Source organism: Nocardia sp. NPDC102475, assembly GCF_055584605.1.
The window spans coordinates 179,796-206,556 of sequence record NZ_JBVJLS010000008.1 but is presented as its reverse complement, the minus strand read 5'-3'; the positions used below and the strand labels follow the sequence as shown (position 1 = coordinate 206,556).

The 26,761-nt window shown below is 66.5% G+C and carries 22 protein-coding genes; 13 read left to right on the top strand and 9 right to left on the bottom strand.

Annotated elements, in window-relative coordinates; genetic code table 11:
- Positions 1-115: 115 nt before the first annotated feature.
- Complete coding sequence (locus ACZ60G_RS16975) at positions 116-2,155, bottom strand: AMP-binding protein (RefSeq protein ID WP_465811034.1); 2,040 nt, start codon at positions 2,153-2,155, stop codon at positions 116-118.
- A 319-nt stretch (positions 2,156-2,474) separates the two neighbouring features.
- Between ACZ60G_RS16975 and ACZ60G_RS16970 the strand changes: the two genes are divergently transcribed.
- The 6 genes from ACZ60G_RS16970 to ACZ60G_RS16945 all read left to right on the top strand — a co-directional run bounded on the left by ACZ60G_RS16970 (position 2,475) and on the right by ACZ60G_RS16945 (position 10,528).
- On the top strand, positions 2,475-6,647 hold the full coding sequence (locus ACZ60G_RS16970; protein ID WP_465811033.1) for a sensor histidine kinase: 4,173 nt from the start codon (positions 2,475-2,477) through the stop codon (positions 6,645-6,647).
- Positions 6,644-7,057 (top strand): roadblock/LC7 domain-containing protein, encoded by a 414-nt coding sequence (locus ACZ60G_RS16965; protein ID WP_011207200.1) that lies wholly within the window; start codon positions 6,644-6,646, stop codon positions 7,055-7,057. The genes ACZ60G_RS16970 and ACZ60G_RS16965 overlap by 4 nt, the downstream gene beginning before the upstream one ends.
- A gap of 7 nt (positions 7,058-7,064) precedes the next feature.
- Positions 7,065-7,439 carry a DUF742 domain-containing protein gene (locus ACZ60G_RS16960; protein WP_040686485.1) on the top strand — a complete coding sequence of 125 codons (375 nt, stop codon included), beginning with the start codon at positions 7,065-7,067 and terminating at the stop codon, positions 7,437-7,439.
- A complete protein-coding gene (locus ACZ60G_RS16955; protein WP_174414979.1) occupies positions 7,420-8,022 on the top strand; it encodes a GTP-binding protein in 603 nt (200 codons plus the stop codon). The genes ACZ60G_RS16960 and ACZ60G_RS16955 overlap by 20 nt, the downstream gene beginning before the upstream one ends.
- A 50-nt stretch (positions 8,023-8,072) precedes the next feature.
- The gene (locus tag ACZ60G_RS16950; RefSeq protein ID WP_465811032.1) at positions 8,073-9,569 is read left to right on the top strand and encodes a carboxyl transferase domain-containing protein; all 1,497 of its coding nucleotides are present in this window, start codon (positions 8,073-8,075) and stop codon (positions 9,567-9,569) included.
- A 104-nt stretch (positions 9,570-9,673) separates the two neighbouring features.
- Positions 9,674-10,528, top strand: coding sequence for an aldo/keto reductase (locus ACZ60G_RS16945; RefSeq protein WP_465811031.1), 855 nt, complete (start codon positions 9,674-9,676; stop codon positions 10,526-10,528).
- Positions 10,529-10,533: 5 nt separating this feature from the next.
- On the opposite strand, the gene ACZ60G_RS16940 is transcribed toward ACZ60G_RS16945, so the two are convergent.
- Positions 10,534-11,661, bottom strand: a complete 1,128-nt coding sequence (locus tag ACZ60G_RS16940; RefSeq protein ID WP_465811030.1) for an NAD(P)-binding domain-containing protein — start codon at positions 11,659-11,661, stop codon at positions 10,534-10,536.
- 90 nt (positions 11,662-11,751) lie between these two features.
- On the opposite strand from ACZ60G_RS16940, the gene ACZ60G_RS16935 reads away from it, so the two are divergent.
- The 5 genes from ACZ60G_RS16935 (at position 11,752) to ACZ60G_RS16915 (ending at position 16,590) form a co-directional block, all read left to right on the top strand.
- Positions 11,752-12,477: an enoyl-CoA hydratase gene (locus ACZ60G_RS16935; RefSeq protein ID WP_465811029.1), complete on the top strand. Its 726-nt coding sequence runs from the start codon at positions 11,752-11,754 to the stop codon at positions 12,475-12,477.
- Positions 12,478-13,620, top strand: a complete 1,143-nt coding sequence (locus ACZ60G_RS16930; RefSeq protein WP_465811028.1) for an MBL fold metallo-hydrolase — start codon at positions 12,478-12,480, stop codon at positions 13,618-13,620. It begins immediately after the preceding gene.
- 34 nt (positions 13,621-13,654) lie between these two features.
- Positions 13,655-13,960, top strand: coding sequence for an antitoxin (locus tag ACZ60G_RS16925; protein ID WP_465811027.1), 306 nt, complete (start codon positions 13,655-13,657; stop codon positions 13,958-13,960).
- A gap of 49 nt (positions 13,961-14,009) precedes the next feature.
- Positions 14,010-16,319 (top strand): ATP-dependent DNA ligase, encoded by a 2,310-nt coding sequence (locus tag ACZ60G_RS16920; RefSeq protein ID WP_465811026.1) that lies wholly within the window; start codon positions 14,010-14,012, stop codon positions 16,317-16,319.
- 91 nt (positions 16,320-16,410) lie between these two features.
- Positions 16,411-16,590 carry an antitoxin gene (locus tag ACZ60G_RS16915; RefSeq protein WP_040686491.1) on the top strand — a complete coding sequence of 60 codons (180 nt, stop codon included), beginning with the start codon at positions 16,411-16,413 and terminating at the stop codon, positions 16,588-16,590.
- Positions 16,591-16,634: 44 nt separating this feature from the next.
- Here the strand turns inward: ACZ60G_RS16915 and ACZ60G_RS16910 are convergent, their stop codons facing one another.
- A complete protein-coding gene (locus tag ACZ60G_RS16910; RefSeq protein WP_465811025.1) occupies positions 16,635-17,282 on the bottom strand; it encodes a cysteine hydrolase family protein in 648 nt (215 codons plus the stop codon).
- A gap of 281 nt (positions 17,283-17,563) precedes the next feature.
- Here ACZ60G_RS16910 and ACZ60G_RS16905 point away from each other — a divergent pair, with 281 nt between their 5' ends.
- Positions 17,564-18,805 carry a lipase family protein gene (locus ACZ60G_RS16905; protein ID WP_465811024.1) on the top strand — a complete coding sequence of 414 codons (1,242 nt, stop codon included), beginning with the start codon at positions 17,564-17,566 and terminating at the stop codon, positions 18,803-18,805.
- A 64-nt stretch (positions 18,806-18,869) separates the two neighbouring features.
- On the opposite strand, the gene ACZ60G_RS16900 is transcribed toward ACZ60G_RS16905, so the two are convergent.
- The 5 genes from ACZ60G_RS16900 to ACZ60G_RS16880 all read right to left on the bottom strand — a co-directional run bounded on the left by ACZ60G_RS16900 (position 18,870) and on the right by ACZ60G_RS16880 (position 24,799).
- Positions 18,870-19,514 (bottom strand): DUF8020 domain-containing protein, encoded by a 645-nt coding sequence (locus ACZ60G_RS16900; protein ID WP_465811023.1) that lies wholly within the window; start codon positions 19,512-19,514, stop codon positions 18,870-18,872.
- Between the two features lie 214 nt (positions 19,515-19,728).
- Positions 19,729-20,400, bottom strand: coding sequence for a hypothetical protein (locus ACZ60G_RS16895; protein WP_465811022.1), 672 nt, complete (start codon positions 20,398-20,400; stop codon positions 19,729-19,731).
- An 18-nt stretch (positions 20,401-20,418) separates the two neighbouring features.
- Complete coding sequence (locus ACZ60G_RS16890; protein WP_465811021.1) at positions 20,419-21,156, bottom strand: energy-coupling factor transporter transmembrane component T family protein; 738 nt, start codon at positions 21,154-21,156, stop codon at positions 20,419-20,421.
- Positions 21,156-23,270 (bottom strand): ABC transporter ATP-binding protein, encoded by a 2,115-nt coding sequence (locus ACZ60G_RS16885; protein WP_465811020.1) that lies wholly within the window; start codon positions 23,268-23,270, stop codon positions 21,156-21,158. Before ACZ60G_RS16885 ends, ACZ60G_RS16890 begins: the two co-directional genes overlap by 1 nt.
- A 62-nt stretch (positions 23,271-23,332) precedes the next feature.
- Positions 23,333-24,799, bottom strand: coding sequence for a flavin-containing monooxygenase (locus ACZ60G_RS16880; protein WP_465811019.1), 1,467 nt, complete (start codon positions 24,797-24,799; stop codon positions 23,333-23,335).
- Positions 24,800-24,897: 98 nt separating this feature from the next.
- On the opposite strand from ACZ60G_RS16880, the gene ACZ60G_RS16875 reads away from it, so the two are divergent.
- Positions 24,898-25,956 (top strand): AraC family transcriptional regulator, encoded by a 1,059-nt coding sequence (locus tag ACZ60G_RS16875; protein WP_465811018.1) that lies wholly within the window; start codon positions 24,898-24,900, stop codon positions 25,954-25,956.
- Here the strand turns inward: ACZ60G_RS16875 and ACZ60G_RS16870 are convergent.
- On the bottom strand, positions 25,953-26,732 hold the full coding sequence (locus ACZ60G_RS16870; RefSeq protein ID WP_465811017.1) for a metallophosphoesterase: 780 nt from the start codon (positions 26,730-26,732) through the stop codon (positions 25,953-25,955). The two genes, ACZ60G_RS16875 and ACZ60G_RS16870, sit on opposite strands and share 4 nt — an antisense overlap.
- Positions 26,733-26,761 lie beyond the last annotated feature (29 nt).

The window sequence follows — 26,761 nt, the reverse complement described above, 5'->3', positions numbered from 1 at the left end:
GCTGCTTCGGGGGTGCTGTGGATCCAGCGCCCTAGACGCTATTGCCCCGTACTGGCGCATGTGTGAAATATCCCTGAGGAATCTCTAAGGGGTGAAACGCAATGCAATCGCAAAGTTATGACGGCACAATCGGATCGCCGTTGGGTGCAACGACTTCCGGGCCGGGCTCCTGCGGGCGGCTGGCCCGGATCTGGACTTCCAGTGCGGCGAGTACCGAGGCATCTTCGATGGTGGACGGCACCTCGTAGGTATCGCCCGCGGTGATCTGCCGGATCGTCTTGCGCAGAATCTTGCCCGACCTGGTTTTGGGCAGTGCGGTGACGACGACGGCGTCGTGCAGTGTGGCGATCGCGCCGATCTGCTCGCGCACCCGGGCGATCAGTTCGTCGCGCAGGCGGTCCGGATCGATCTCGACGCCGGATTTGAGCACCACGTAGGCGATCGGCCGCTGGCCCTTGAGTTCGTCGGGTAGGCCGATAACCGCGCATTCGGCGACGGCTTCGTGTCCGGCGATGGCGGCCTCGATGCTGCCCGCCGACAGCCGATGTCCGGCCATATTGATCACATCGTCGCTGCGGCCGAGCACGTAGAGGTACCCGTCGTCATCGAAGTATCCGGAGTCGCCGGTGAGGTAGTGGCCCGGAAACGCCGACATATAGGAGCGTTGGAAGCGATCTTCGTCGCGCCATAGTCCGGTTAGTGTCCCTGGCGGTAGTGGCAGGCCGATGACGATATTGCCCTCGGTGCCAGGTGCGACCGGATTGCCCTCGGCATCGAGCACCCGCAGCCGGAAGCCCGGCACCGGCACCGACGCCGAACCCGCCTTGATCGGAAGTTGCTGCAGGCCGAGCAGATTCGCGCAGATCGGCCAGCCGGTCTCGGTCTGCCACCAGTGGTCGACCACCGGGCAGTCGGGCCGATCGGCGAGCAGTGTTTCGCTGGCCCACTGGTAGGTGGCCGGATCCAAACGCTCACCGGCGCAGAACAATGCGCGCAGCGAGGACAGGTCGTGGCGGTGGGCGAGTGCGGCGTCCGGATCGGCCTTGCGGATGGCGCGCAGCGCGGTCGGCGCGGTGAACAGCACCCGCACGTTGTGCTCGGCGACCACCCGCCAGAACGCGCCCGCATCCGGTGTCCCGACCGGTTTGCCTTCGTAGAGCAGCGTTGTCGCGCCGACGAGCAGCGGCGCGTAGACGATGTACGAATGTCCGACGACCCAGCCGACATCCGAGGCGGCCCACATCACCTGGCCCGGCCCGACGTCGTAGATATTGCGCATGGACCAGGACAGGGCGACCGCATGTCCGCCGTTGTCGCGGACCACGCCCTTGGGCTTCCCGGTGGTGCCGGAGGTGTAGAGGATGTAGAGCGGATCGGTCGCCGCGACCGGAACCGGATCGGCGGGTTGCGCATCGCGCACCGCGTCTGCCCAATCGAGCCACTGCGCCGCGACGGTCTGGGTGGAACTCGGCAGTGATTCGGTGGCGGGCTGCGGCGCGGGGAAGTGGATGGTCGGAAATTGCGGTCGCTGCTTGACGATCACGTGGCGCGGCGCGCTCGTCTCGGCGAGGTCGAGGGCCTGCAACACAATCGGCGGGTAATCGATCGTTCGGCCCGGCTCCAGCCCGCCCGAGGCAGTGATGATCAACACAGGCTCGGCATCATCGATGCGGGCGGCCAGCTCGGGTGCGGCGAAGCCGCCGAAGACCACCGAATGCACCGCGCCGATGCGGGCGCAGGCCAGCATGGCGATCACCGCCTCGGGGATCATCGGCAGGTAGATGACCACGCGGTCACCCGCGGCAACACCCAAACGTGCCATCGCACCGGCGAACTCGGCGACCTCGGCGAGTAGTTCGGCGTAGGTGAAAACGCCTCTGGCGCCGGTCATAGCCGAGTCGTATATTAGGGCGGGCTGATCGGCCCGGCTTGCCTCGTCCGGAGTGTCGCCGCCGTGCACATGCCGATCGAGGGCGTTGAAGGAGGTGTTGAGGCGAGCGTCCGGAAACCACCTGGCCATCGAGCGAGCCGTGGTGTCGACGATGTGGGTCGGCGGGGTCACCCAATCGATCGCCTCGGCCGCCTCGGCCCAGAACTCAGCGGGATCGACCAAGCTGGTCTGATAGACCGGCCGGTACGCCTGGTTCTCACTCAATCCCGTGACTCCCTAGCCTCGCCTCGATGCCCGCCTCGATAGATCAGCACGATTGTGGCAGACTTCACGCGACGCCCGGGTGGGTGCCGCGACCTTTGGTTTTGCCAGCTATCGGCAGGTCAAGGCCTGTAGCTATACTCAACGTCACCCAAGCTGTTATTGATCCGTTAGAATCTGATGTCACTTATTTGGGCCGTCGTAGACGCAATTTCTCGGCCAGCCGCAGTTCCTCGGCCAGCTCTGCCTGTCGAGCCAGCATGCGATTGTCTAGGTTCGCTGATGGCACGTGGTTGGGGCCAGTTTGGAAAGTGAGTGGGAGATGCGTGACGCCGCAAGGTCCGGCAGCAAACGCTGGGCGCTCGGCAACTGGGACCTGCGCTGGAAGGTTACGGCGGTCCTGGCCGTTCCGCTGGCAGTCGCGGTTGGGCTCGGCGTGTCCAGGATTACCACCGAGTTCGCCGAGGCGAACCGACTGGACGCCGCCGCGAAGAACATCGAGGCGATTCCTGCCGTCACCGCGCTGAGTGCGCAGACGGCGACGACCGCCGGTTCGCAGATGATTTCGATCATGCCGAACGTGTCGATCGTGTCGGACAAGAACCTGGCCGACCTCGACAAGGTCATCGCCGATGCCGAGCAGTCGGTCGGCAAGGTCGACGGTGTTGCCGGCGCGCGCGCGGCGCTGGAAGACATGATCACCCAGGCCAAGGCGGTGCGCGCCCAGGGCAAGAACGTCTCGACGCAGACCCCGGCCGAAGTCATCGGGACGATCGACAGGGTCCGCAACGACAGTGTGCACATCGTAGAAGCCACGGTCGGCCAGGTCAGTGATCAGGCCATCGAACAGGCGAAGCTGCGGCTGGTCGACTCGTTGAACACCCGTTACGCGCTGGTCGCCGAGGTCGCCGCATTCCCCGAGGTGCTGCGCGGTTCGGCGGCGGGCGTGCAGAGCGCGATCACCGCGGCCAATACCGAGCGGGCGATGCTCAACGTGCTTGCCCACCGCTTTTCCGATGGCGATACCTCGATCGCCGATCTGCGGGCCGGTATCGATAACCGGATCTCACTGCTGACCAGCCCGGAGGCGCAGGCCGGCAAGATCCCGGTCGGTGATCTGAAGAACTCGCTCACCGGCAGCCTCGATGTCTACGAGCGCGTGGTCACCAAGTCCACCAAGGACATCGACTCGGCGATGAGTTCGCTGGTGTCCAACGCCAACACCGGCGCGTGGACCTATACCGCGGTCGTCATCGCGACGATTCTCGCCGCGCTGTTGCTCGCGGTGTTCGTCGCGCGCTCGATGATCGTGCCGTTGCACCGGCTGCGTCTGGCCGCGCTGCGCGTGGCCGAGAGCGATCTGCCGCACGAGGTCGCCCAGCTGCGTAACGGCGCGTCCCCCGAGGATGTGCCGCTGGAGCCGATGCCGATCCGCAGCCACGAGGAAATCGGTCAGCTGGCCCGCGCCGTCGACGATATCCACGGCCAGGCGCTGCGTTTGGCCAGTGACCAGGCGCAGATGCGTGCCCAGGTCAACGACATGTTCGAAACCCTGGCGCGGCGCTCCAAGTCGCTCGTCGACCATCAGCTCAGTTTGATCGAGGCGATGGAGTACGACGAGAAGGATCCGCGCCTGCTGGAAAACCTGTTCCGGCTGGACCATCTCGCGGCTCGTATGCGCCGTAACGGTGACAACCTGCTGATCCTCGCCGGTACCCGGCAGCGGCGCAGCAAGTCCGCGCCGGTCGAGATCGCGGACGTGCTGCGTGCGGCGATCTCCGAGGTCGAGGACTACGAACGGGTGAAGCTCGGTGCGACACCGCGTGGATCGCTGGTCGAGCCCGCCGCCTCCGATATGGCGCACCTGTTCGCCGAGCTATTGGACAACGCGCTACGCGCGTCGCCGCCGGAGACCGACGTGAAGTTCACCTTCGCGCAGGGACACGACCAGGGCATGCTCATCGAGGTCGCGGACCGCGGCATCGGTATGCCGCCCAGCGAAATGGCCGATATCAACCGGCGGCTCGAGCAGACCGCCGAACCGGGTCCGGACACCGCGCGCCACATGGGTCTTTTCGTGGTCGGCCGATTGGCCGAGCGCCACGGACTCACCGTGCGCCTGCGCCCGACCTTCGATACCGCACGCGATCCTGGCGTCACGGTCACCGTGCAGGTCCCGGCCGGTCTGATCGTGCTCGGACAGGGCCAGACCACGGCGATGCCGCAGGCGACACCGCAGGTCGCCGCGGCCGGTCCGCAACGGCAGTCCGCCGCCGCATCGATGCAGATGCGCGCGATCACCAGGACGCCGGGTGGCAATGTCATGGTCACCGTCGATCCCGGTGTAAGCGGACCGATTCCGACGAGCAGTCCGGCACCGGCCGCGGGCAGTGGTCCGATCCCGACGGCGGGCGGGCTACCGCAGCGCTCGCCCGGCTCGACCATGTCCTCGGGCGCCTCGGGGCTGCGTCAGGAACCGGCGCAACAGAATCCGACCCTGCGCCCATCGGCCGGCCAGGCGCCGAGCGGTCCGCAACGCGGCAAGCTCGCCGCGGCGAATCTGCCGAGACGCAATGTCACTCCGGGCGGTCCGCCGCCGAGTCGGCCGGGCGCCGAACCGACGGTTTCCGGTGGTGGTCTGCCGCCGCGGAATCTGAATTCGGGTGGGCTGCCGCAGCGTCAGCCGGGCACGAATGGCGTGCCGGAGGGCGGTCAGCCGAGTGGTGGTCTGCCGCAGCGTCAGCCGGGCAGCAACGGTGCGCCGACGCGCGAGGGCGCGGGCGGTCTGCCGCAGCGTGCGTCGGGGCTGAACGGTCTGCCGCCGCGCGAACCGGGTGCCGGTGGTGTGCCGCCGCGCGATACCGGTTCGGGTCTGCCGCAGCGTGATGCGTCGGGTGGTCTGCCGCAGCGTGAGCCTGGTTCGACCGGACTGCCGCAGCGGGATTCGGCCGCCGGTGGCCTGCCGCAGCGGGATTCGGCCGCCGGAGGGCTGCCGCGGCGTGAGCCGGGTGCGACCGGTCTGCCGCAGCGTCAGTCGCCTGCGAGCGGTCTGCCGCAGCGGGAAACGCCGAATGGTTTGCCGCAGCGTGAGAGCACGGGTGGTTTGCCGCAGCGTGAGAGCGCTAGTGGTCTGCCGCAGCGTGATGCGTCGGGTGGATTGCCGCAGCGCGAACCCGGTGCGACCGGTTTGCCGCAGCGTGAGAGCGCCGGTGGTCCGCCGAAGCGTGATCCGTTGCGTGATCCGTTGAGCAGTCTGCCGCAGCGGGAAAGCACGGGCGGTCTACCGCAGCGTGAGAGCTCTGGCGGTTTGCCGCAGCGTGAAAGCGCCAGTGGGCTGCCGCAGCGTGAGAGCACCGGCGGTCTGCCGCAACGGGATTCCGCATCGAATGGTCTGCCGCAGCGTGAGTCCGGCGTGACTGGTATCCCGCCGCGGGACACTGGTTCGGGCTTGCCGCAACGGGATTCCGCTTCCGGTGGTCTGCCGCAGCGTGATGCTCTGGGTGGTTTGCCGCAGCGTGAGAGCACGGGCGGTTTGCCGCAGCGTGAGAGCACCGGTGGTCTGCCGAAGCGTGATCCGTTGCGTGATCCGTTGAGCAGTCTGCCGCAGCGGGAAACCACGGGCGGTCTACCGCAGCGCGATTCGGCCTCGAATGGCCTGCCGCAGCGGGACACCGGTTCGGGCTTGCCGCAGCGGGATTCCGCTTCTGGCGGTCTGCCACAGCGGGAGTCCGGTGCCACCGGTCTGCCGCAGCGTCAGTCGCCCGCGAACGGTTTGCCGCAGCGTGAGGCCCCGAACGGCCTGCCGCAGCGTCAGTCGGGCGGGACACCGAGCGGCCTGCCCCAGCGCGACGGTCTGCTACCTTCCCGCGACAGCCTGCCGCAGCGGGAGTCGGCTGCTACCGGTCTGCCGCAGCGCGATCCGGGAGCGACCGTGCTGCCGCGCAAGGAAGTTCCGCCGGGCGTCGGTCTGCCGCGACGGGATCGCGGTGCGGCCCAGCCCGCGGCCAGCGGTGAGGCACCTGCGATGTCCGAGAGCGGGGCGACGACCGCACCGCGCGATCCGGGCCGGCACAGCTTCAAGCCCGATCCGGAGAAGGCGGCGTCGTTCTTCCAGACCAGGTTGCAGCCCGCGGTCGACTCTGATTCGGTGATGGGCGGGACACCGATCTTCGCCGAAATGATGTCGGCGTGGCTATCGGATCCCAACCAGGACCGGTCCCAGACAGCCGCCTCCTTCGAAGCACCGGGCGACGAGGGTTGGCAGGCCGCCCGCCGCGCGAGCGAGGCCCAGGCCGAAACAAAGACGGCCGCCGGGTTGCCTCAACGCAATCCGGGCGGGAGGCTGGTCCCCGGCGGTGTCACCGGCAACGCCGATCGCGCGCCGCGTCGCGATCCAGAAACGATCAGGTCCAGCTTGAGTCGTCACCAGCAGGGCGTCCGGGATGGCCGCGCAATGAAGGCAATGAACCTAACCGGAGATAAAGGAGACCGATGAACCCCGATCTAGGTGGTACGAATCGTCAGCTGGATTGGCTGGTTTCGAACTTCGCCAACGAGGTTCCTGGCGTAGCTCATGCCGTCCTGGTCTCGGCTGACGGCCTACTCATGGCGGCGAGCGCGCAGCTGCCGGTGGACCGTGCCGAACAGCTCTCGGCCGTTACCGCCGGACTGGCCAGCCTCTCGGTAGGCGTCTCGAATCTATTCGAGGGCGGCACCGTGCTGCAGTCGGTGGTCGAGATGGAGCACGGCTACCTGCTACTCATGGCAGTCGGCGACGGCTCGTATCTTGCGGTGCTGACGAATACTTCCTGCGATATCGGCCAGGTGGGCTACGAAATGGCCCTGTTGGTCGAGCGTGTGGGCCAGACGGTGCAGGCCACGCCACGCGTCACGATGGGTTCCTGATGGTGGGATGGACATAGACGATCACCGCATGGGGAGCGCCGAGCCGAGTCTCGTTCGCCCATACTCCTTGACTGCGGGCCGAACCAGGCCCGCGGTCGAGTTGGCGTTGGAGGCACTTGTCGCATCGCATCCGGTCGCCCTGGAGCGGCAGTTCGAACTGACCAACATCGAGACGTCCATCGTGGAGTTGTGCAGAGAATCGCCGTCCGTTGCTGAAGTGGCAGCGCGTTTGGGTATACCCATCGGGGTGGCCCGCGTGCTCGTGGCCGACCTCATCGAGGCCGGGCATGTGCGAGTTTCGGCGACTTTGAAAGACGATTCCAGCGACGATGAACGTCGCGAGCTGATCGAAAGGGTTCTCAGTGGACTCCGGCGTATTTGATTCGACGGCACAGGTCGATACCCGCACCAGCAAACCGACTTCGGCAAAGATCGTGGTCGCTGGCGGCTTCGGTGTCGGTAAGACCACGTTGGTGGGTGCCGTCTCGGAGATCGTTCCGCTGCGCACCGAGGCATTGGTGACCAATGCCAGTACCGGAATCGACAATCTGACCGGTATTCCGATGAAGTCGACCACCACGGTGGCGATGGACTTCGGCCGGATCAGCCTCGCCGACGATCTGGTTCTGTACCTGTTCGGTACGCCCGGCCAGTACCGCTTCTGGTTCATGTGGGACGACCTGATCCGCGGCGCCATCGGCGCCGTGGTGCTGGTCGACACCCGCAGGCTCGAGGACAGCTTCGCGGCCGTCGACTACTTCGAAGCGCGCAATCTACCGTTCCTGGTTGCGCTCAACGAATTCGACGACGCACCGCGGTATCCGATCGAGGACATCCGTCAGGCCCTCGCGGTGCCTGCGGATGTGCCGATCCTGTCCATCGACGCTCGCCGGCGCGAACCCGCCAAGCAGGCGCTGGTCTCGCTCACCGAGTACGCCCTACGCAAGGTCATGCAGGGCTACTGAGCGTTCGCGCCTGTCGCGTCGGCCCCGAATCGAGTGGTTAAGCTCGCTCGATGAGGATTTCGGCGCGGGAGTTGCTCGGGCAACTGCTCGACTCGGACTCGTTTATCAGCTGGGATCGGCCACCGGTGACGGTGGCCGCATCCCCGCGATACCGCGAGGATCTGCGCAAGGCCGAGCTGGCGGCCGGCACAGATGAGGCGGTGCTGACCGGCGAAGGTCTGCTGCGTGGTCGACGCGTGGCCGTAATCGCCTGCGAGTTCGGATTTCTGGCGGGTTCGATCGGGGTCGCCGCGGCCGAGCGCATCGTCTCGGCGGTCGAGCGCGCCACCGAACTCGGCCTGCCCCTGATCGCTTCGCCGACCTCCGGCGGTACCAGAATGCAGGAGGGCACAGTCGCTTTCGTGCAGATGGTGAAGATCGCGGGTGCGGTCGCGGCGCACAAGGCGGCCGGGCATCCGTATCTGGTCTATCTGCGCAATCCCACGATGGGCGGCGTCTTCGCGTCCTGGGGTTCGCTGGGGCATATCACCTTCGCCGAACCCGGCGCACTCATCGGCTTTCTCGGTCCGCGCGTGTATAAAGCGTTGTACGGCCGGGCTTTTCCGGAGGGCGTGCAGGTCGCGGAGAATCTGTACCGCAGCGGCGTGATCGACGGCGTGCTGCCGGTTTCGGTGTTCCGCCGGATCGCGCATCGTGCGTTGAGCGTGCTCAGCGGTGTGCCGGATCCTGTTGCGGCGGAACCTGGCTGGGCCGCACCGATGCGTAAGTCCGCGAATGCGGATGTTCCGGCCTGGGAATCGGTTCAGATCTCGCGCCACCCAGGTCGGCCCGGTATCCGTGACCTATTGCGCCATGTGACGCAACGGGTTCCGCTCAGCGGCACGGGCCAGGGCGAATCCGATCGCACGATCGTGCATGCCCTGGCCCGCTTTCGCGGCCAGCCGTGCGTTGTGTTCGGCCACGATCGTGCGGGTCAGCAGGGTGAACACACCATGGGCCCCGCCGCATTGCGCGAGGCCCGGCGCAGTATGGCGCTGGCCGAGGAATTGCGGCTGCCGCTGGTGCTGGTGATCGACACGGTCGGTGCGGCCCTGTCGAAGGAGGCCGAGGAGCGTGGGCTCGCCCCCGAAATCGCTCGCTGCATAGCCGATCTGGTGACGCTCGACACCCCGACGGTCTCGGTCCTGCTCGGTCAGGGCACCGGTGGCGGCGCATTGGCGCTGCTCCCCGCCGACCGCGTCCTGGCCGCCACCCACGGCTGGCTCGCGCCACTGCCGCCGGAAGGGGCGAGCGCCATCGTCTACCGCGATACCGACCACGCCCCAGAGCTGGCCGACGCACAGGGCATCCGCGCCACCGACCTGCTCGCCGACGGTGTCGTCGACCGCATCGTCCCGGAATTTCCCGACGCCGCCGACGAACCGGTCGACTTCGCCCGCCGCATGGTCACCGCCATCGCCGACGAGCTCACCGGGCTGCGCGCCCGTCCGCTCGACGAGATTCGCGCCTCCCGCCATACCCGCTATCGCCGCCTCGGGCGGCCATGACGACCCCGGTATCCAGCACAAACGCGATCCCGTTGGGAAAACCGGTGGTCAACACGCCAGGGGTTCTCGTTGACGACGCGGCGCGGCACTTCTACGGTCGGAATGTGACCTTCAGAAGCGAGACCAGCGCCATTCCCTCGATCGTGCTGAACGACGGGAACGTTATCCCGCAGCTCGGCTTCGGTGTGTTCCAAGTACCGCCGGAGGACGTCCAGCCGGTCGTCACCGCCGCGCTGGAGGCGGGCTATCGCAGCATCGATACCGCCGCGATCTACGGCAACGAGGAGGGCACCGGCCGCGCCGTCCGGGAATTCGGGCTGCCGCGCGACGAGGTCTATGTCACCACCAAGCTGTGGAATTCCGACCAGGGCTACGACTCCACGCTGCGCGCCTTCGACGCCAGCATGGCTCGGCTCGGCCTGGACTACCTCGATCTCTATCTCATCCACTGGCCGGTGGCGCAGGCCGATCGCTTCATCGAGACCTTCAAGGCCTTGCAGACACTGAAGGCGCAGGGCCGGGTGCGTTCGATCGGTGTGTCGAACTTCACCGTCGCCGATCTGGAGCGGGTCATCGGCGAGACCGGCGAGATTCCGGCCGTCAACCAGGTCGAACTGCATCCCCGGCTCGCGCAGCGCGAGCTACGCGCGTTCCACGATGCGAACGCCATTGCCACCGAGGCGTGGAGTCCGCTCGGACAGGGCACGCTGCTCGATGATCACACCATCGTCGCCATCGCCGAAGAGGTCGGCGGCACCCCGGCCCAGGTGCTCATCCGCTGGCACCTCCAGCAGGGCATCGTCGTCATCCCGAAGTCGGTCACCCCGTCCCGCATCGCCGCCAACTTCGACGTCTTCGGTTTCGAACTCACCCGCGACCAGATGAACGCCATCAACACACTCGACAAGGGCGCCCGGATCGGCCCCGATCCGACCAGCTTCACAGCCGGACTCCTCTAGAACTTTCAGCGCAGGCCGAGGTGCGCCGTCAACTCTTGGGCGGCGGCGCGCCCGGCTCGGTTGGCGCCGATGGTGCTCGCGGATGGGCCGTAGCCGATCAAGTGGATGCGCGGGTCGACGGCTACCTGGGTGGCGAGGCGGCCGGTCATGGTGATGCCGCCGCCTGGACCGCGCAGGCGTAGCGGGGCCAAATGGTCCAGGGCACTGCGGAATCCGGTCGCCCACAGGATCACGTCGGCATGCTGGAACGAACCGTCGGGCCAGCGCACCCCATCCGGTTCGATGCTCGCGAATATCGGATGCCGCTGCAGTGCCCCACGAGCTTGTGCGGCGCGCAATCGATCGTCGAGCCGCAATCCGGTGACCGAAACCACAGAACCCGGCGGCAAACCATGCCGCACCCGATCCTCCACGATGGCGACGGCGTTGCGGCCGTCCTCCTCGGCGAACGGTGCGTCACGGAATACCGGCTCGCGTCGAGTCACCCAGGTGGTGGTCGTGACCTGCGAGATCTCGTCCAACAACTGAACGGCCGACACCCCGCCGCCGACCACCACGACATGCTTGCCCGCCAACTCGTCGGCGCTGCGGTAGTCGCGGGTGTGCAGCTGGCGTCCGGCGAAGGTCTCCGCACCCGGATAGTGCGGAATGAAGGGATGTTCCCAGGTGCCGGTGCCATTGATCAGGCCGCGCACCCGGATCGTGCCCGCGGTATCGGTCTCGACATTCAGTGTCGTGCCCCGACCCGCCGCGAGATCCGGCCCTGCGGCACAAGGGCTTCCGTCGGTATTGCGATCGCAGACCACGGTCACCGAGAGCGGTCTGCGCACCCGCAGATCAAATCGCTTCTCGTACAGCTCGTAATAGCGCGGCACCGCGGTGGCCGCGGGCACGGCGTCGGAATCGGGGGGCAATGTCTCGGCGAAGGCCATGCCCGGGAGGTCGTGTACGCGATTGACCGTGGTCAGGGTGAGCGATGGCCACCGAAACTGCCAGGCCCCGCCGGGTCCCGGTGCGTGATCGAGGATGAGGAAGTCCCGTTCCGGGCGCAATCCGAGGCGCTGCAGGTGGTAACCGGCCGACAGCCCGGCCTGACCAGCACCGATCACCAGGATGGGGAAGTCTGTCGGCACAAACCGAGATCGTATCGGCTTGGTCGGTATGTTCCGCCACCTGTGGCAGAGTTGATGTAACCACTCGAACCGGTCAGTTGGGGAGGATGCATGCTCGACGTTAGCCGCGATGGCGATGTCGTCACTATCGAACTACAGCGCGAGGAGCGGCGTAACGCGCTTAACTTCGAACTCGTCACTCGGCTCCGCGAAGCAGTGTTGACCGCGGCCGACGACGCCAGGGTGATTGTGATCACCGGTCGGGGATCGCTCTTCAGCGCGGGCGCGGACCTGTCCGGGGTCTACGCGGAGGAATTCCTGACGGCCCTGCCCGACATGCTGCACACCATCGAATCCGTGCCGGTCCCGGTGATCGCGGCGATCAACGGCGGTGCGCTCGGCGCGGGCGTGCAGATCGCGCTGGCCTCGGATCTGCGGGTCATGGAACCCGACGCCTATATCGCCATTCCGGCCGCCAAGCTCGGCATCACCGTCGACCGCTGGACCGTGCGGCGGCTGGCGTCGCTGATCGGCGGTGGCCCGGCCCGGACCATTCTGCTCGGCGCGGAATCGGTATCGGCCGCCGATGCCTACTCCTTCGGCTTCGCCAACCGGCTCGGCACGCTGGCCGACGCACAGGCCTGGGCCAAATCGATCGCCCAGCTGGCTCCGCTGTCGCTGCGGCATATGAAGTTGGAGCTCAACGATGACGGCACCCGAGATCCGGAGAGCACACAGCAGCGTGCGGCGCTGGAGGCGGCGTGGACCAGTCAGGATGCCCAGGAGGGGCGGCTGGCCAGGGCAGAGAAGCGTGCGGCGAAATTCGTGGGGCGATAAATGAATCCGAAGAAGATAGTGGGCATTGCCGCCGGTGCACTCGGCGTCACCTGGGTGGTGCGCGCGGTCTGGGACATCCCGTCGGCGATCGGCGCCTCCATCAATGCCATTGCGCCCTACGCCACCGGCGCGGTGAGCTATCGCAATCGGCAGTTCCACAACACCGAGCCGAGCACCCAGTTCGTCTCGGGAGCCGCTCCGTCCCTGCTGATTTCGGCGCTGACCCGGCGTAATGCCGGTCGTCCGCGCAATGCGGTTCCGCTCGCCACCCCCGACGTGCCGACCGAGGCCGCCGATCTCGCGGTCACCTGGTACGGGCACGCATCGGCGCTCATCGAGGTCGACGGCTACCGGATTCTCACCGATCCGGTTTGGAGCGAACGGGTTTCGCCGTCCGCGCTGGTCGGTCCGGCCCGGCTGCATCCGGTGCCGACGCCGCTGTCGGAACTGCCGCAGGTGGACGCGGTGCTGATCTCGCACGATCACTACGACCATCTGGACAAGGCGACGATCCGTCAGCTGGTGGCCGGGCAGGCCGCACCCTTCCTGGTGCCTATCGGCATCGGCGCCCATCTGCGGCACTGGGGCGTGCCCGAACATCGGATCATCGAATTGGATTGGGGCGGTTCGGTTTCCCTCGCCTCGCTGGGGCGTGAGCGCGACGGTACGGATCTGGTGCTCACCTGCACCGAGGCGCGGCACTTCTCCGGACGCGGCCTGATGCGCAACACCACACTGTGGGCGTCCTGGTCCATCATCGGTCCGACGCGGCGGGTCTACTTCGGCGGTGATACCGGATACACAAAGGCTTTCGCGGAGGCAGGGGCCGCGCTCGGACCGTTCGATCTGACGCTGCTGCCGATCGGCGCCTACGACGAGGCCTGGCCGGACATCCACATGAACCCGGAGGAGGCGGTTCGCGCACATGCCGACCTCGGCGTCGGCGATCCGGGACACGGACTGCTGGTGCCCATCCACTGGGCGACCTTCAATCTGGCCTTCCATGGGTGGTCGGAGCCGGTGCGCCGGATGGTCGCGGCGGCACGGGCGGCCGGTACCTCGGTGGCGGTGCCGATGCCCGGGCAGCGCATCGACCCCAATGACCTGCCGAGCCGGGATTCCTGGTGGGAGGATATTGGGTGAGTACCTAGGTTCGTCGACAGGAAGGAATGTAGGCATGAGTCTCGTGGACACCCTGAAAGGCCTGGTCGGCAAGGGTAGGGACGCGGCAGCCGAGAACGCCGACAAAATTTACGATGCGGTCGACAAGGCCGGTGGGTTCATCGACGAGAAGACCGGCCACAAATATTCCGACAAGATCGGCAAGGTGCAGGAGGCCGCCAAGAAGGCGGTCCCAACGGACCACTCCGCATCGGAGCCGCCCGCACCGAAGCCGCCCGCGGCCGCGGCTGAGGAGCCGCCCGTGCCACCGGCCCCCAAGCCGGCTCCCGAGCCCGAAGAGCCGGGACAGCCGCAGGCCTGATCCGTGGCGGGGACCGATATCTGTCGGTCCCCGCCCCTAAACTTCATTTATGGTGACCCGCCGGGAATTCGGTGGCAGCCCGGGCCGGCCGGGCATCGAGGTTGAGCTGAGCAACCTCGACAAGGTGCTGTATCCGGCGACTGGAACCACCAAGGGTGAGGTCATCGCCTACTACTCGGCCATCGCGCCCGCAATGCTCCCGCATATCGCCGGGCGACCGGTCACCCGGAAGCGCTGGCCCAACGGCGTCGACGAATCGTCCTTCTTCGAAAAGAATCTCGCCGAGCACGCACCGTCGTGGCTGGAGCGCCACACCATCGAACATTCCGGCCGCAAGGTCGTCTATCCGGTCATCGATTCCGAGGCCGGATTGGCCTGGATCGGACAGCAGGCGGCGCTGGAAGTCCATGTGCCGCAATGGCGTTTCGACGGTGACAAGGTCGGCTACGCTACTCGGTTGGTCTTCGATCTGGATCCGGGGCCTGGTGCGGGACTGGCCGAATGCGCGCGGGTCGCGCTGGCGGTGCGCGAGATGGTCGAGGGGATCGGGCTGCACGCCTTCCCTGTTACCAGTGGTAGCAAGGGAATTCACATCTATGTGCCGCTGGATCGGGAGTTGAGTCCGGGCGGTGCGTCCACCGTGGCCAAGCAGGTGGCGACGAATCTCGAAAAGCTGCACCCGGATCTGGTCACCGCGACGATGGCGAAATCGGCGCGCGGCGGAAAGGTCTTCCTGGACTGGAGCCAGAACAATCCCGCCAAGACCACCATCGCACCGTATTCGCTGCGTGGCCGCACCGAGCCGAATGCGGCCGCACCGCGCACCTGGGCCGAGCTGGAGAGCCGGAAGAAGCTGCGGCACTTGCGCTTCGACGAGGTGCTCGCGCGCTGGCGCGATGACGGCGATCTGCTCGCCGAATTGGATCCGCCCGGTTCGAACAGCGATGCGCTGATGAAATATCGATCGATGCGCGATGCCTCGGCGACCCCGGAACCGGTGCCGTCCGAAACGCCGACGCCCGGGGCGAATGATCGGTTCGTCGTCCAGGAACACCACGCGCGGCGGCTGCATTGGGACGTGCGGCTCGAACGCGACGGCGTACTGGTGTCATGGGCCGTGCCGAAGGGGCCGCCGACCTCGTCGGATCAGAACCGGCTCGCCGTGCATACCGAGGATCATCCGTTGGAGTACTTGGACTTCCACGGTGCCATCCCGAAGGGGCAGTACGGCGCGGGGGAGATGACGATCTGGGATTCCGGCACCTACGACACCGAGAAGTGGCGCGAGGACGAGGTCATCGTCACCTTTCATGGCAAGCGACTGCGCGGCCGGCACGCGATGATCCGAACCAATGGCACCCAGTGGCTGATGCATCTCATGCGCGATCAGAATCCGGCCGAGGAAGAGGCGGACCGGGTGTCCAGTGGTCCGGTCGGCCCCGAGGCTGCGTTCATCGTGCCGAGACCGGCTGGGCCGGCGCCCTTCCCACGTGGCCTGCAACCGATGCTCGCCACCCACGGTGAGGTCGCCGATCTCGATGACGTCGAGTGGTGCTTCGAAACCAAATGGGACGGCTTCCGGCTGATCGCCGAAATCGATTCCGGAACACTGACTCTGCGCAGCCGCGCGGGCAATGTGGTGACCAAACGCTATCCGGGTATGGCGGTGCTGGCCGAGGAGCTGGCCGGGCACAATGTGGTGCTCGACGGTGAGGCCGTGGTGTTCGACGATCACGGCGTCGCGAATGTCGGTCTGCTGCAGGCCGATGCGGCGCGCGCGGTCTTCGTCGCCTTCGATGTGCTGTATCTGGACGGGACTTCCCTTATCCGCAAACGATATTCGGATCGGCGTCGGGTACTGGAAGCGATCGCCGCCAACGCGCCGTCACTGCGGGTGCCGCCGCGGCTGGACGGCTCCGGCGCCGAAGCGCTGCGCTACAGCCAGGAACACGGCCTGGAGGGTGTGGTCGCCAAGCGCAAGGATTCGGTGTATCTGCCCGGTAAGCGCGGACATTCGTGGGTCAAGCAGCGCAACTGGCGCACCCAGCGTGTCCTGATCGGCGGCTGGCGGCGCAGTGACGCCCGCAACTTCAAATCGCTGCTGGTCGGCATTCCGCACGAGGGCAGGCTGTATTACGTGGGGCGGGTCGGCACGGGGTTCAGCGAGCCGGTCATGCGGGATCTGGCAAAAAGGCTCGGCAAGTTGGAGCGCAAGACCACCCCGTTCGACAACGACCTCACCGCCGAGGAACGCGAGGCCGCGGTGTGGGTGACCCCGAAGCTCAGCGGAACCGTCCGCTTCATGAACTGGACCGAGACCGGCCGCCTCTGGCATCCGGCCTGGCTCGGCGAGATGTGACGGCGGTCGCTGATGGTTTGCCGGATCATCGGGGAGTTCGCTCGGTATCGTTTGTGTGCGGTTGTGTCGGCTCGAAAACGAGGAGTGCGCGGTGGATTTCAAGAACCTGGCGAACAAGGCGCTGGACCTGGCCCAGCAGAATGCGGACAAGGTGGATACGGCCATCGATAAGGTGGGCGATCTCGTCGACAAGCAGACCGACGGCAAATTCGCGAGCCAGGTCGACGCCGCGCAGGATGCCGCCAAGAAGGCCGTCCGCAAGGACAGCTGAGTCGCCGATGGCGGACCGGGCGTACCGATCCGCCATTCCCGCGGTCAGTTCTGTTCGCGGGCGAGCAGCGGAATGATGGTCGCGCTGTCGGTGACCATCGCGTGCCCTTGGAATTCGAAATCGTCGTAGGCGCGCGCCATTGCCTCCTTATCGCGGCCGCCGACGGCATCGCTGATGATCACCGGCACGAAGCCGAGGTCGGTCGAATGGGTGACCGTCGGCGCGATGCCGATCTCCAGCGCGACACCCGCGATCGCGTATGCGCCGATGCCGAGATCGCGCAGCACCGCGGCCAATGGCGTGCCCTCGAATGCCGACATCGAGGTCTTGTCGAAGATCACCTCGTCCGCCGTCGGCCGCAGCTCCGGAACCAGTTCGAAGGCCGGGGTGTCGCGCTGCAGGATGAACTTCACGTCGTCGACATTGTCGACTTGCTGCCAGCTCATGGCCATTCGCAGCGCGAAGGTGCCACTCAGGCGGCGCGGCAGGAAGAAATGCCGCAGGAAGATGATCGGATAACCGCCGCGCCGTGCGGCTTCGACCACGCGCGCCACCCGCGCGATGATCTCCGGACCGTCCGGCAGTTGGGACAGCACACCGACCTGCATGTCGTACACGATGACCGCCATGCGGTGCGGCGCACACACATCGGCGAGTCCTTCGGGAATGTCCAGTCCGTTGCCATGCCGCATGGTCAGCTCACTCCTGTTCGATACCGATCACATTCGGGGTACGGCCCGACGGTGATTCGGTTGCGCGATAGCCACTTTCGAAGCGCGCCGCGGCGTGCCCCGCCCCAACTGTAACCATGTCGGAAATCGGACACGCACGGCGTTGCCGATGCCCGCCGATGACCGTTGCTGGGCCCTCTGATCAGGCAGTACGGTGGTTTCATAAGAGGCCGGGCGAAGTCGGCGCCGACGTGTTCCCGGCGCACTCCGCGTCGCGCCGCGTCGGAAGACTGGAGGCCGCGATGAACATTTCGGCTGCACCATTCGTCGGCGGTAACCGGAGATTCGGTGCGATATCGACCTTTACCCTTCTCGCCGTCGCGGCGTTCGCATGCGTGCCGGTTGCAAGGGCGGTGCCGCCGCCGGATCAGGACCTCTTCTACGTGGCAGCGGTCGATCCGGCTTCGCAGCCCGATGGTGCTGTGCTGCGGACCCGCTCGATCGCTCTATACGGTCTGCCGCTTCCGGTTTCGGCCTGGCAGGTGCAATACCGGACCAACGATAGGAATGGCTCGCCGATCGCCGGTATGGCCACCATGCTGGTGCCGAATTGGCCGTGGTTCGGTCCCGGCCAGCGGCCGCTGCTGTCGTATCAGATTGCCGAGGACAGTCTCGATACCCGGTGTGCGCCGTCGTACGCGCTGCGAGGCGGCTGGGATCTCGGCGGCGCCAACACCTATATCGACACACTGTTCATCGCCGAGGCGTTGCGCCGCGGATGGGCGGTGGTGACAAGCGATTACGAGGGGCCGGACTCCAGATTCCTGGACGGCGTCAACGCTGGCCGCGCGGTGCTCGACGGCATCCGGGCCGCTCGGGCGTTCGCACCGGACGGCGTCGGTCCGGCGAGCCCCATTGGGGCGTGGGGTTATTCGGGCGGTGCCTTCGCGACGCTGTGGGCGGCGCAGATACAACCGGAGTACGCGCCCGATATCCAATTCGCCGGTATCACCTCGGGCGGGGTGCCCGCCGATTGGACAGGCGTGGCGCATGGTGTCGATGGTGGCGTGCAAGCGGGACTGGCAATGCTGGTATTGATCGCTATCGCGAAGAACGAGCCGAATTCCGGTGTGGCGGAACTACTCAACGAACGCGGTCGGATCGCCCTCGCCGAGGACGCCTCGGCCTGTGGTCCGGATCTCCTTTCGAAGTACTTCAACGCGCATGTGGATGATTTCGCGGCGGTGCCGGATGTGTTGTCTCATCCGGTATTGCGGGCGGCGACCGACCGGCAGGAGCTCGGCGGCAGTGCTCCGATCATGCCGATGTACCTGTACCACAGTGCAACTGACGATGTGATCCCAGTCGCCGGTTTCACCGATCTGGTCGGGCGCTACTGCGCACAGGGTGCCGATCTCACCTTGGTGCATTCGGCGCTGCCCGGACACAATGCGACCGCGATCGGTGAGGCGGCCGGTGCGATGGGCTTCCTCGCCGATCGTTTCGCGGGTGTTCCGATAGCGCCCGGTTGCCACGGACGATAAACGAAAGATGCGGCGCGCTGAGATGATTCGTTGCGCGCCGCGTCGCCGATGGAAGTGCGCGGTCTTACTTGACCGGACCGTCCTGCCATTTGGTGGTGCCGGGCGGGGCGGACAGCGTGTCGAGCAGATCGATGCCCGCGATGATCAGTGCCGGACCGCCGACCACGAGTGTGCCGATAATCCCGCCGATACCCGCGCCCGCGATGACGCTGGCGATGACGGTCGGTCCGCCGATGATGCCGGTGAGCCCGACCAGCGCGCCGATCACCGTGCCGAGAAAGCCGCCGATGGCGGTGGCAATGCCGAACTGGGACAGGAAGTTGTCCTGTGCGCGCAGATTCTCCCGCGCCGACGCGATCGGCGTGGCCGCCTGCCGCGCCTGCGTGTAGTCCTTGACCGCGGTCAACTCCAGCACCCGGCCCGCGTCGCGGATCTCATGCGGCATGGCGAACTCCAGCCCGTCCTGCCGGAACGTCAACGGCAGCGTGACCACCGTATTGCCCGCGATGTCCTTGATGTCCACCGTGTTCGCGGACAACTGGAAGGACCCGTCGGTCAGCGTGGTGACGATCTTGTCGCCCACCAGTTTTGCCTCGTACCCGACGTCGGGTACGGGCGCGGCATCCGCCTGTGCATAGGAGGTGCCCGCGCCGACCGCGACAGCGGCGACGATCGGCACGGCTGCCGCGGTGATCTTGCGGAGAATCATTCCGGTGGTCCAATCTTCATCAGTACTTGCGAGCCGTAGCAACGCTCCGCACAGGAAAAATCCTCCCCCCGACGCCGTGCAGAGCCACGATGTGATCTAAAGAACGCACTCCGAGGACAATCTACCGCGCACAAAAGGTTTAGAGGAATGCTTTTCGGGGTATTCGATTTTGCTCACATGATGAATCTTGTTATAGCTCTCCGCTATTCCGCCGCTACATGGCATTGATGGCGCGCGCGATCACCAAGATCACCAGCACCAGAGAGATCGCCGATTCCAGCATCATCGTCGCCTTCGCCCACCGCGACATCGGCATCACATCGGTCGGGCTGAACGCCGTCGCATTGGTGAACGCCAGATACATATAGTCCAGGAACTGTGGCTCCCACTCGGGTTCGGCCAGCTCCGGACTCTGCATCTGCACGAACAGGAAGTCCGGCAACGGCTTTCGCGCATGCGCGCGTGCGGCGGCGCCGCCGCGGTCGAACTCCCAGTACCAGAGCCCGAATACCACCACATTGGTCAACCAGACCGCACCGCCCGAGAGCAGAATTTCCACGGGATCGGTGAGGGCACGATCGATCAGCCGGACCACCAGCCAACCCGCCGAAACCGCTGTGGCCAGACTCAACAGCCCGGTCAACAGGAGGCCGCCGTTGCGCAGCCAACGCTCTTCCCGGTTGAGCCGGAACGGATTCGCCACCACCAGCACACCGAGCAACAGGACCTCGAGTACGGGTAGCACAAACCAGGCAGGCTGCTTCCGAAGTTCCGGCGGCGCGACCTGCAACACCACGATCACCAGTACGGCGAGCGTCGCGGCCCACCGCGATTCACCCTCCGTCTTACGTTGCCAGGCAGGTACATCGTCGTCTTGGTCCGGCACAGGGGCCAGTATCGCCGATCAGGTGAGCAGATCGAGGACGACCGCGCCGAGGCAGACCGCGATGACAATCGTCAGTGCGATCGCGTCATTGCGTCCGGGGGCGCTCGGGCGGGCGGTGAGCTGGCCGGTGCCGCCGCGCGCGGTGATGGCCTCGCCCAGTTCGGTTGCCCGGCGGCTGGATACCGCCATGGCGGCGGTGAGGATATCGACGAGCGGATTATCGGCGGCGCGAGTGAGCAGGCCATCCTTCGGGCGCAGTCGGCGCGCCGCTCGCAGCACCCGGATCTCGTCCATCAGCAGCGGCAATCCGCGCAATGTGAGCGCGATGACCACGGCCCATTCGTCCACGGGCACGCGGAATCTGCGCAGTGGGGAGCCGAGTTTGGCCAGCGCGGGGGCGATATCGCCCATCGGGGTGGTCCAGGCGATCAGGAACGAGGAGGCCAGCAGGATAAGACCGAAGACGGTGACATTGGTGTAGCGCAGCACGGCGTCGCGGCCCACCGGCACATTGAGCAGGGCACCGATGCCGATCGCCGCCCAGAACCACCACGGCAGGCGCGGCAGTGTGCTCAGCGGCAGTCGGGCCACCAACCCGATCGCGATCAGGAATACGACCATCAAGCCGAGTACCGGCCAGGACGGCAGGAACATCAGCACCACGCTGATCAGGAACGCCCCGATGATCTTGGTTCCGGCCCAGAGGCTGTGCACCGGGCTGGAAACCGGCACTTCGCGGAACAGCACCGCACTCATTACCGACCTCCGTTCCCGAGTCGCCAGGCCGGGTCGCCTTGGCGTGTTCCCGGCATTGTCGTGCGGGAATCCAGCTGGTGCGCGGGCACATTCGCGGTATCGCGAATCGGATCGGTCTCCAGAATGCGTCCGGCCTCGAGGTGTACGGCCCGGTCGCAGACCGCGGCCATATCGTGCACGTCATGCGAGATGACGATCAGGGTGAGCCCGGAATCGCGCAGGCGGGCAAGCAGTTCCACGATTTCGGCGCGACCGTGCGGGTCCAATCCGGCCAGCGGCTCGTCGAGCACGACGACCGGCGCGTGGCTGGCCACAATGGCCGCGAGCACCACGCGCTTGGCTTGGCCGCCGCTGAGTTCTTCGATGGAGCGTGCGGCCAGTCCGCGATCCAAACCGACCGCATCCAGTGCGCGTCCGACCGCACCGGATCCGGTGGCCCGTCCGCCCCAGTCCGCTATTTCGTCGCCGACCGTCTGCTTCTGCAGCTGCAGCCGGGAGTGCTGGAAGGCCAATTCCACCCGGCCGATCTGCTTCGCGATCGGCTTACCGCCCAATTCGCAACGGCCGGAACTGGGTTCGATCAATCCCGCCATGATCCAGGCCAGCGTCGACTTGCCGGAGCCATTGCCGCCCACCACGAGTAGCGCCTCGCCGCGTCGCACAGTCAGGTCGACGCCGTGCAAAGCCGGTGCTGCCCACGGTGTTCCGTGGTTATAGGTGTGGCGGACCTGGCTCAGCTGCAGGATGGTTTCGCCCATCGGGCGGCGGCGGATCTCGCCGCCCGGTTGCGGCCATGCGGGCAGTCGCTCGACGGTCCGGCCACCGGCCAGGTGTACGACCCGGTCGGCGGCGGCCGCATCGGCCTCGTGATGGGTCACCAGCACCACCGCCATCGGATGGCGTTTGGGCAGCTCGGCCAGGAGTGCGACGAGATCGCGACGACCGTCCGGATCGATCATCGAGGTGGCCTCGTCGGCAATGAGCAGCGCGGGGCGGCGAGCCAATGCCGCGGCCACCGCGAGCCGCTGCTGCTGACCGCCCGAAAGCGTCGCGGTCTCGCGATTGCCCATACCGTCCAGGCCGACCTCGCGCAGCAGGCCATCGATATCGACCGCGGCGGCGAGTTCGGTGGACAGACCCCACACCACATCGTCGGCGACGAGCACACCGAGCGTTTGACTCTCCGGCCGCTGCAGCACCAGCGCGGTGCCACCCAGATGGCCGAGGCCTGCGGCGCCCGGACGGTCCACGCCGCCGGTGGTGGGCGGATGTCCGGCCAGCAGCCGGGTCAGTGTCGATTTGCCCGATCCGTTGTGGCCGACAATGGCCACGAATTCGCCGATATCGACCGTGAGATCGATGCCGGACAGCGCATCCACCGGCGCGCCCGGATAGCGGAAGCCGACCTCGCGCAGTCGCACCGGGAGCGGCACGATGGGCCGGTCGTCGGGTGGTGCGTCGAGCCGGTCCCGGCTGGGCAGCCAGGACAGCCGGTCGAGTACCGAGCCGAGGACGAACCAGGAGAACACCGCCGTCGCGACGATGCCCGCCAGCACACCACCGCCGATCAGGACCCACCACCAGCGGATCGCGGCGTCCGCGGCGTCGGCGACTCCGCGTCCGAGGGGTTCCAGCTGGGGCTGCCGCGCCGCCGTCCGCTCCAGGCCCTCCGCGGTGCTGCGGATGGTGTCGAACAGTAGATCCCGGGACCGGGACAATACGAACAGTGATCCGACGGCGAAGGCCGCGAAGCCGAGACCGGCGATTACCGACAATCCGAGCACCGCGGGCAAGCCGCCGCGTCGGCGTTTGACGATGCCGATGATGCCCGCGATGGTGGCCGAGCTGAGAATGCCGAATGCGGGCACGATGCCCGCCGCGACGAAGCAGACCAGCACGGCCGAACCGGTCGCGGTGATCAGGGCGCGCAGCCGATAGCGGTGCGCGATCATGGCCAGCGGCACCGCCGCGACCAGTTGCAGCGCCGCGGCGAACGGAATCAGCGCCCCGACGGTGACCAGGCCGACGGTAGCGCCGCCGAGTACCGCCCCCACCGCCAATTCGATCGGGCGCAGCGGGCCGCGCTCGGTGGGGCGGGCTGGCAGATCACTCACGGGTCAAGTCTGCCAGGATCCTGTGGACAGTTCGTGTGGTCTTTCTGTGGAGACCTTGAGCTTCAGGCCACCCGGGTCAGCTCGTAATCGGCGGCCTTCAACTTGCGGACGCGACGGCGGTAGGCGAGCTGTGGACCCGGCCAGTTGTTCGTGATCCGGCCCGAAGCGGTGCGATACCAGCTGGAGCAGAAGTTCCACGGTGTGCGCGCGAGGCGCTGCTGAACCGCGGTATTGAATTGCGCCTCCGCCTCGGGACGCACCTCGAGCACGTGGCCGGGACGTTCGGCGAGCAGTTGGACGGCCTGGCGGATATAGCGGGCCTGCGATTCGATCATGTAGATAATCGAGCCGACGCCGAGATTGGTATTCGGTCCGTAGACCAGGAACATATTCGGGAAGTCGGGCACGGTAATGCCGCAGTAGGCGTGCGCGCCGCCCTGCCAGGCGTCGGCGAGCTTGCGGCCTGCGCGGCCGTAGATATTCATGGGCCAGAGGAATTCGGTGCCCTTGAACCCGGTGCCGTAGACGATTACCTCCGCCTCGTGCACCTTGCCGTCGGCGGTGCGCACGCCGTTCGGCACGATTTCGGTGATGGCGGTGGTCTCGACCTGCACGTTCGGTTCGAGCAGCGCCGGGTAGTAGTCGTTGGAGAACAGGCCGCGCTTACAGCCGATCGGATAGTCGGGGGTGAGTTTGGCGCGCAGTTCCGGATCCGGGACCTGCACTTCCAGATGTTTCGACGCGATTTTCGCGACCATTCGCACGATCCACGGGAATTCGACCAGGCCGAGGGCGATGAATTCGGCGATGGCCCACCAGCCGAAGCGTTCGACGAGCAGGGCGCCGGGCAGCCGCGCGAAGAGTTTGTGCTGGACCGGGGTGTAGTCGGTATCGAATTTAGGCAGCACCCAGGCCGCTGTGCGCTGGAACAGGGTGAGGTGTTCGACCCGCGGCTGGATCTCCGGAATGTACTGGATGGCGCTGGCGCCGGTGCCGATGCAGGCGACGCGTTTACCGGCCAGTTCGACGCCGTGATCCCACTCGGCGGAGTGGAAGGCCTGACCGGTGAAGGTGTCGATACCGGGAATGTTCGGGAGGGCGGGCCGAGACAGTTGACCGACCGCGGAGATGAGCACGTCGGCGGTGCGGGCCGTGCCGTCCTTGGTCCGTACGGTCCAGCGGCCGGAGCCGTCGTCGAATTCGGCGTCGGTCACCTCGGCGCCGAAATGGATCGCCTCCAGCAGGCCGTGCCGCTGGGCGACACCGCGCAGGTAGTCGTGGATCGCGGCCTGTCCGGAATACCGCTGCGGCCAGTCCGGCTTGGGCTCGTAGGAGAACGAGTACAGCGGCGACGGCACATCACAAGCTGCGCCGGGGTAGGTGTTCTCCCGCCAGACCCCGCCGATGTCGGTGCCGCGCTCCAGGATGGCGATATCGTCGAAACCGTTGCGCCGCAATTCGATTGCCATCCCGACGCCGCCGAAACCGGCGCCGATGATGATGACCGAGGGCCGTTCGCCAGCTGTCATTTGTGGCACTCCTCACAGCGCTGTAGATGAGTTCCACTCTAAGACCGCAGGTCGCGTACGGGGTGGGCCTATCGAGATTTTCGGCCATAATGTCCGCTGTGGAGCGGGTACAGGATCCGGGCATCCGCGACTGGAACTTTCCGCGCGGCATCGCCAGCGTGGCACTCATGGTCGGCTATGCCGGTGAGCAGGGCGTGCCCGTCGCGCGCATGCTCGCCGGAACCGGGCTGACCGAGGCCGTGTTGCACGATCCGGACGCGCAGATCGACGCGCGCACCGAACTCGCCGTCATCCGCAACCTCGTCCGCGAACTCGCCGATACGCCCGCGCTCGGTGTCGAGATCGGTCGCCGGTATCGGATCACCACCTTCGGCATTTTCGGCTTCGCCTGCGTCAGCAGTCCGACGCTCGGTGAGGCGATCTCGTTCGCGCTGCGCTATCTGGAGCTGAGTTTCACCTTCTGCCTGCCCGTCGCGGAATGGGGAAAGGGCGAATTCATCGCCTGGGTGCACGACGAATCGATTCCGGCCGATGTGCGCCAGTTCCTGGTCGAGCGCGATGTGACCGCCATGCATCAGGTCATGAGCGATCTGATCGGTAAACAGCTGCCGCTGACCAGGGCCGAATTCCGTTTTCCTGAGCCGACATACGTCGATCGGATTATGGAGGTCACTCATGTGCAGCCGCGTTTCGGACGGCCGCACAATCTGTTCACTATCGATCCGGCAATGCTGGAGCAGCCACTGCCGCAGGCGAATGAGCACACCTGGGCCATGTGCCTCGCGCAATGCCGGGATCTGGTGGATCGACGCCGAGCCCGCACCGGTATCGCGGCCGAGGTACGCGAACTCCTGGTGCCCGGCGGTGCCGACGGATTCGCCGCCCCGCGCGGAATCGACTCCGTCGCAAGCGATCTCAATATGAGCACTCGCACCCTGCGTCGTCACCTCGATGCCGCGGGTACCAGCTACCGTGCACTGCTGGACGAGGTGCGCCGCGCACTTGCCGAGGAAATGCTCACCGCCACACCGCTTTCGGTGAGCGATGTGGCCATCCGGCTCGGCTACGCCGAATCCTCCACCTTCATCTACGCCTTCAAGCGCTGGACCGGCGCGACACCGGCGGCCTACCGCCGCGAACGGGCGGTGCGCCGCTAATTCGGCTGCACGCCGATCCGGCCGCCCATCGCAATGCTGCGGAAATGCGTTGTGATGCGTTGATTTTCATCGATCACGTGCAGGGCGATAGCCGGATCCGGCGCGTAGTCCATCACGTGATGGGGGAGTTCGAGTTCCCACTCCCCGCCGAGGACAGAGGCGGTGCTCGGGGAGATCAGTAGCGGGCGGCCCGCGAAGGTGGTCGTCGCGGCGGAATGCGCATGTCCGGTGATCACGCCGACAATGCGTGCGTCGGCGGCGACCACCTCGGCCAGTTTCTCGGGCTCGGCCAGCGAGATCTCATCGATGACCGGACTGAACAGATGTGCGGGCGGATGGTGCAGCGCAAGGAGAATGGGCGCGTCGGCGGGTGCGGCGGCGAGTGTGCCGCGCAGCCAGTCGTAGGTTTCCTCGGTGAGCTGGCCGCCGGATTCGCCGGGGACGCTCGAATCCAGCAGGACCACGGTTGACTCGCCGATTCGGTGTGCGTGGTTGATCGGCGCGGTCGACGCGGATTCGCCGAGCAGGATCGTGCGGAAGGCGGCGCGGTCGTCGTGATTACCGGGCAGGGCGTAGACGGGGATATCGGCATCGAGTGCGACGCGCGCCTCGGCGTATTGCTCGGGCTGACCCGAATCGGTGATATCGCCGGTCACCAGAATGGCATCGGGCCTGCGTCGCAGCTCGGCGAGATAGGCCATCACCCGCTCGACGCGTTCGGCATTGCGGGTGCCGAGATCGAAATGGGTATCGCTGACCTGAGCCACCAGGATCATCGGCGTTCGCTTTCTCTGGGGGATCGCTC

Bases quoted from the DNA above. Each gene is read 5' to 3' on its own strand.
- ACZ60G_RS16970 (WP_465811033.1), top strand. From the start codon at position 2,475: ATGCGTGACGCCGCAAGGTCCGGCAGCAAACGCTGGGCGCTCGGCAAC.
- ACZ60G_RS16965 (WP_011207200.1), top strand. From the start codon at position 6,644: ATGAACCCCGATCTAGGTGGTACGAATCGTCAGCTGGATTGGCTGGTT.
- ACZ60G_RS16960 (WP_040686485.1), top strand. From the start codon at position 7,065: ATGGACATAGACGATCACCGCATGGGGAGCGCCGAGCCGAGTCTCGTT.
- ACZ60G_RS16950 (WP_465811032.1), top strand. From the start codon at position 8,073: ATGAGGATTTCGGCGCGGGAGTTGCTCGGGCAACTGCTCGACTCGGAC.
- ACZ60G_RS16935 (WP_465811029.1), top strand. From the start codon at position 11,752: ATGCTCGACGTTAGCCGCGATGGCGATGTCGTCACTATCGAACTACAG.
- ACZ60G_RS16930 (WP_465811028.1), top strand. From the start codon at position 12,478: ATGAATCCGAAGAAGATAGTGGGCATTGCCGCCGGTGCACTCGGCGTC.
- ACZ60G_RS16925 (WP_465811027.1), top strand. From the start codon at position 13,655: ATGAGTCTCGTGGACACCCTGAAAGGCCTGGTCGGCAAGGGTAGGGAC.
- ACZ60G_RS16920 (WP_465811026.1), top strand. From the start codon at position 14,010: ATGGTGACCCGCCGGGAATTCGGTGGCAGCCCGGGCCGGCCGGGCATC.
- ACZ60G_RS16910 (WP_465811025.1), bottom strand. From the start codon at position 17,282: ATGCGGCATGGCAACGGACTGGACATTCCCGAAGGACTCGCCGATGTG.
- ACZ60G_RS16905 (WP_465811024.1), top strand. From the start codon at position 17,564: ATGAACATTTCGGCTGCACCATTCGTCGGCGGTAACCGGAGATTCGGT.
- ACZ60G_RS16900 (WP_465811023.1), bottom strand. From the start codon at position 19,514: ATGATTCTCCGCAAGATCACCGCGGCAGCCGTGCCGATCGTCGCCGCT.
- ACZ60G_RS16890 (WP_465811021.1), bottom strand. From the start codon at position 21,156: ATGAGTGCGGTGCTGTTCCGCGAAGTGCCGGTTTCCAGCCCGGTGCAC.
- ACZ60G_RS16880 (WP_465811019.1), bottom strand. From the start codon at position 24,799: ATGACAGCTGGCGAACGGCCCTCGGTCATCATCATCGGCGCCGGTTTC.
- ACZ60G_RS16870 (WP_465811017.1), bottom strand. From the start codon at position 26,732: ATGATCCTGGTGGCTCAGGTCAGCGATACCCATTTCGATCTCGGCACC.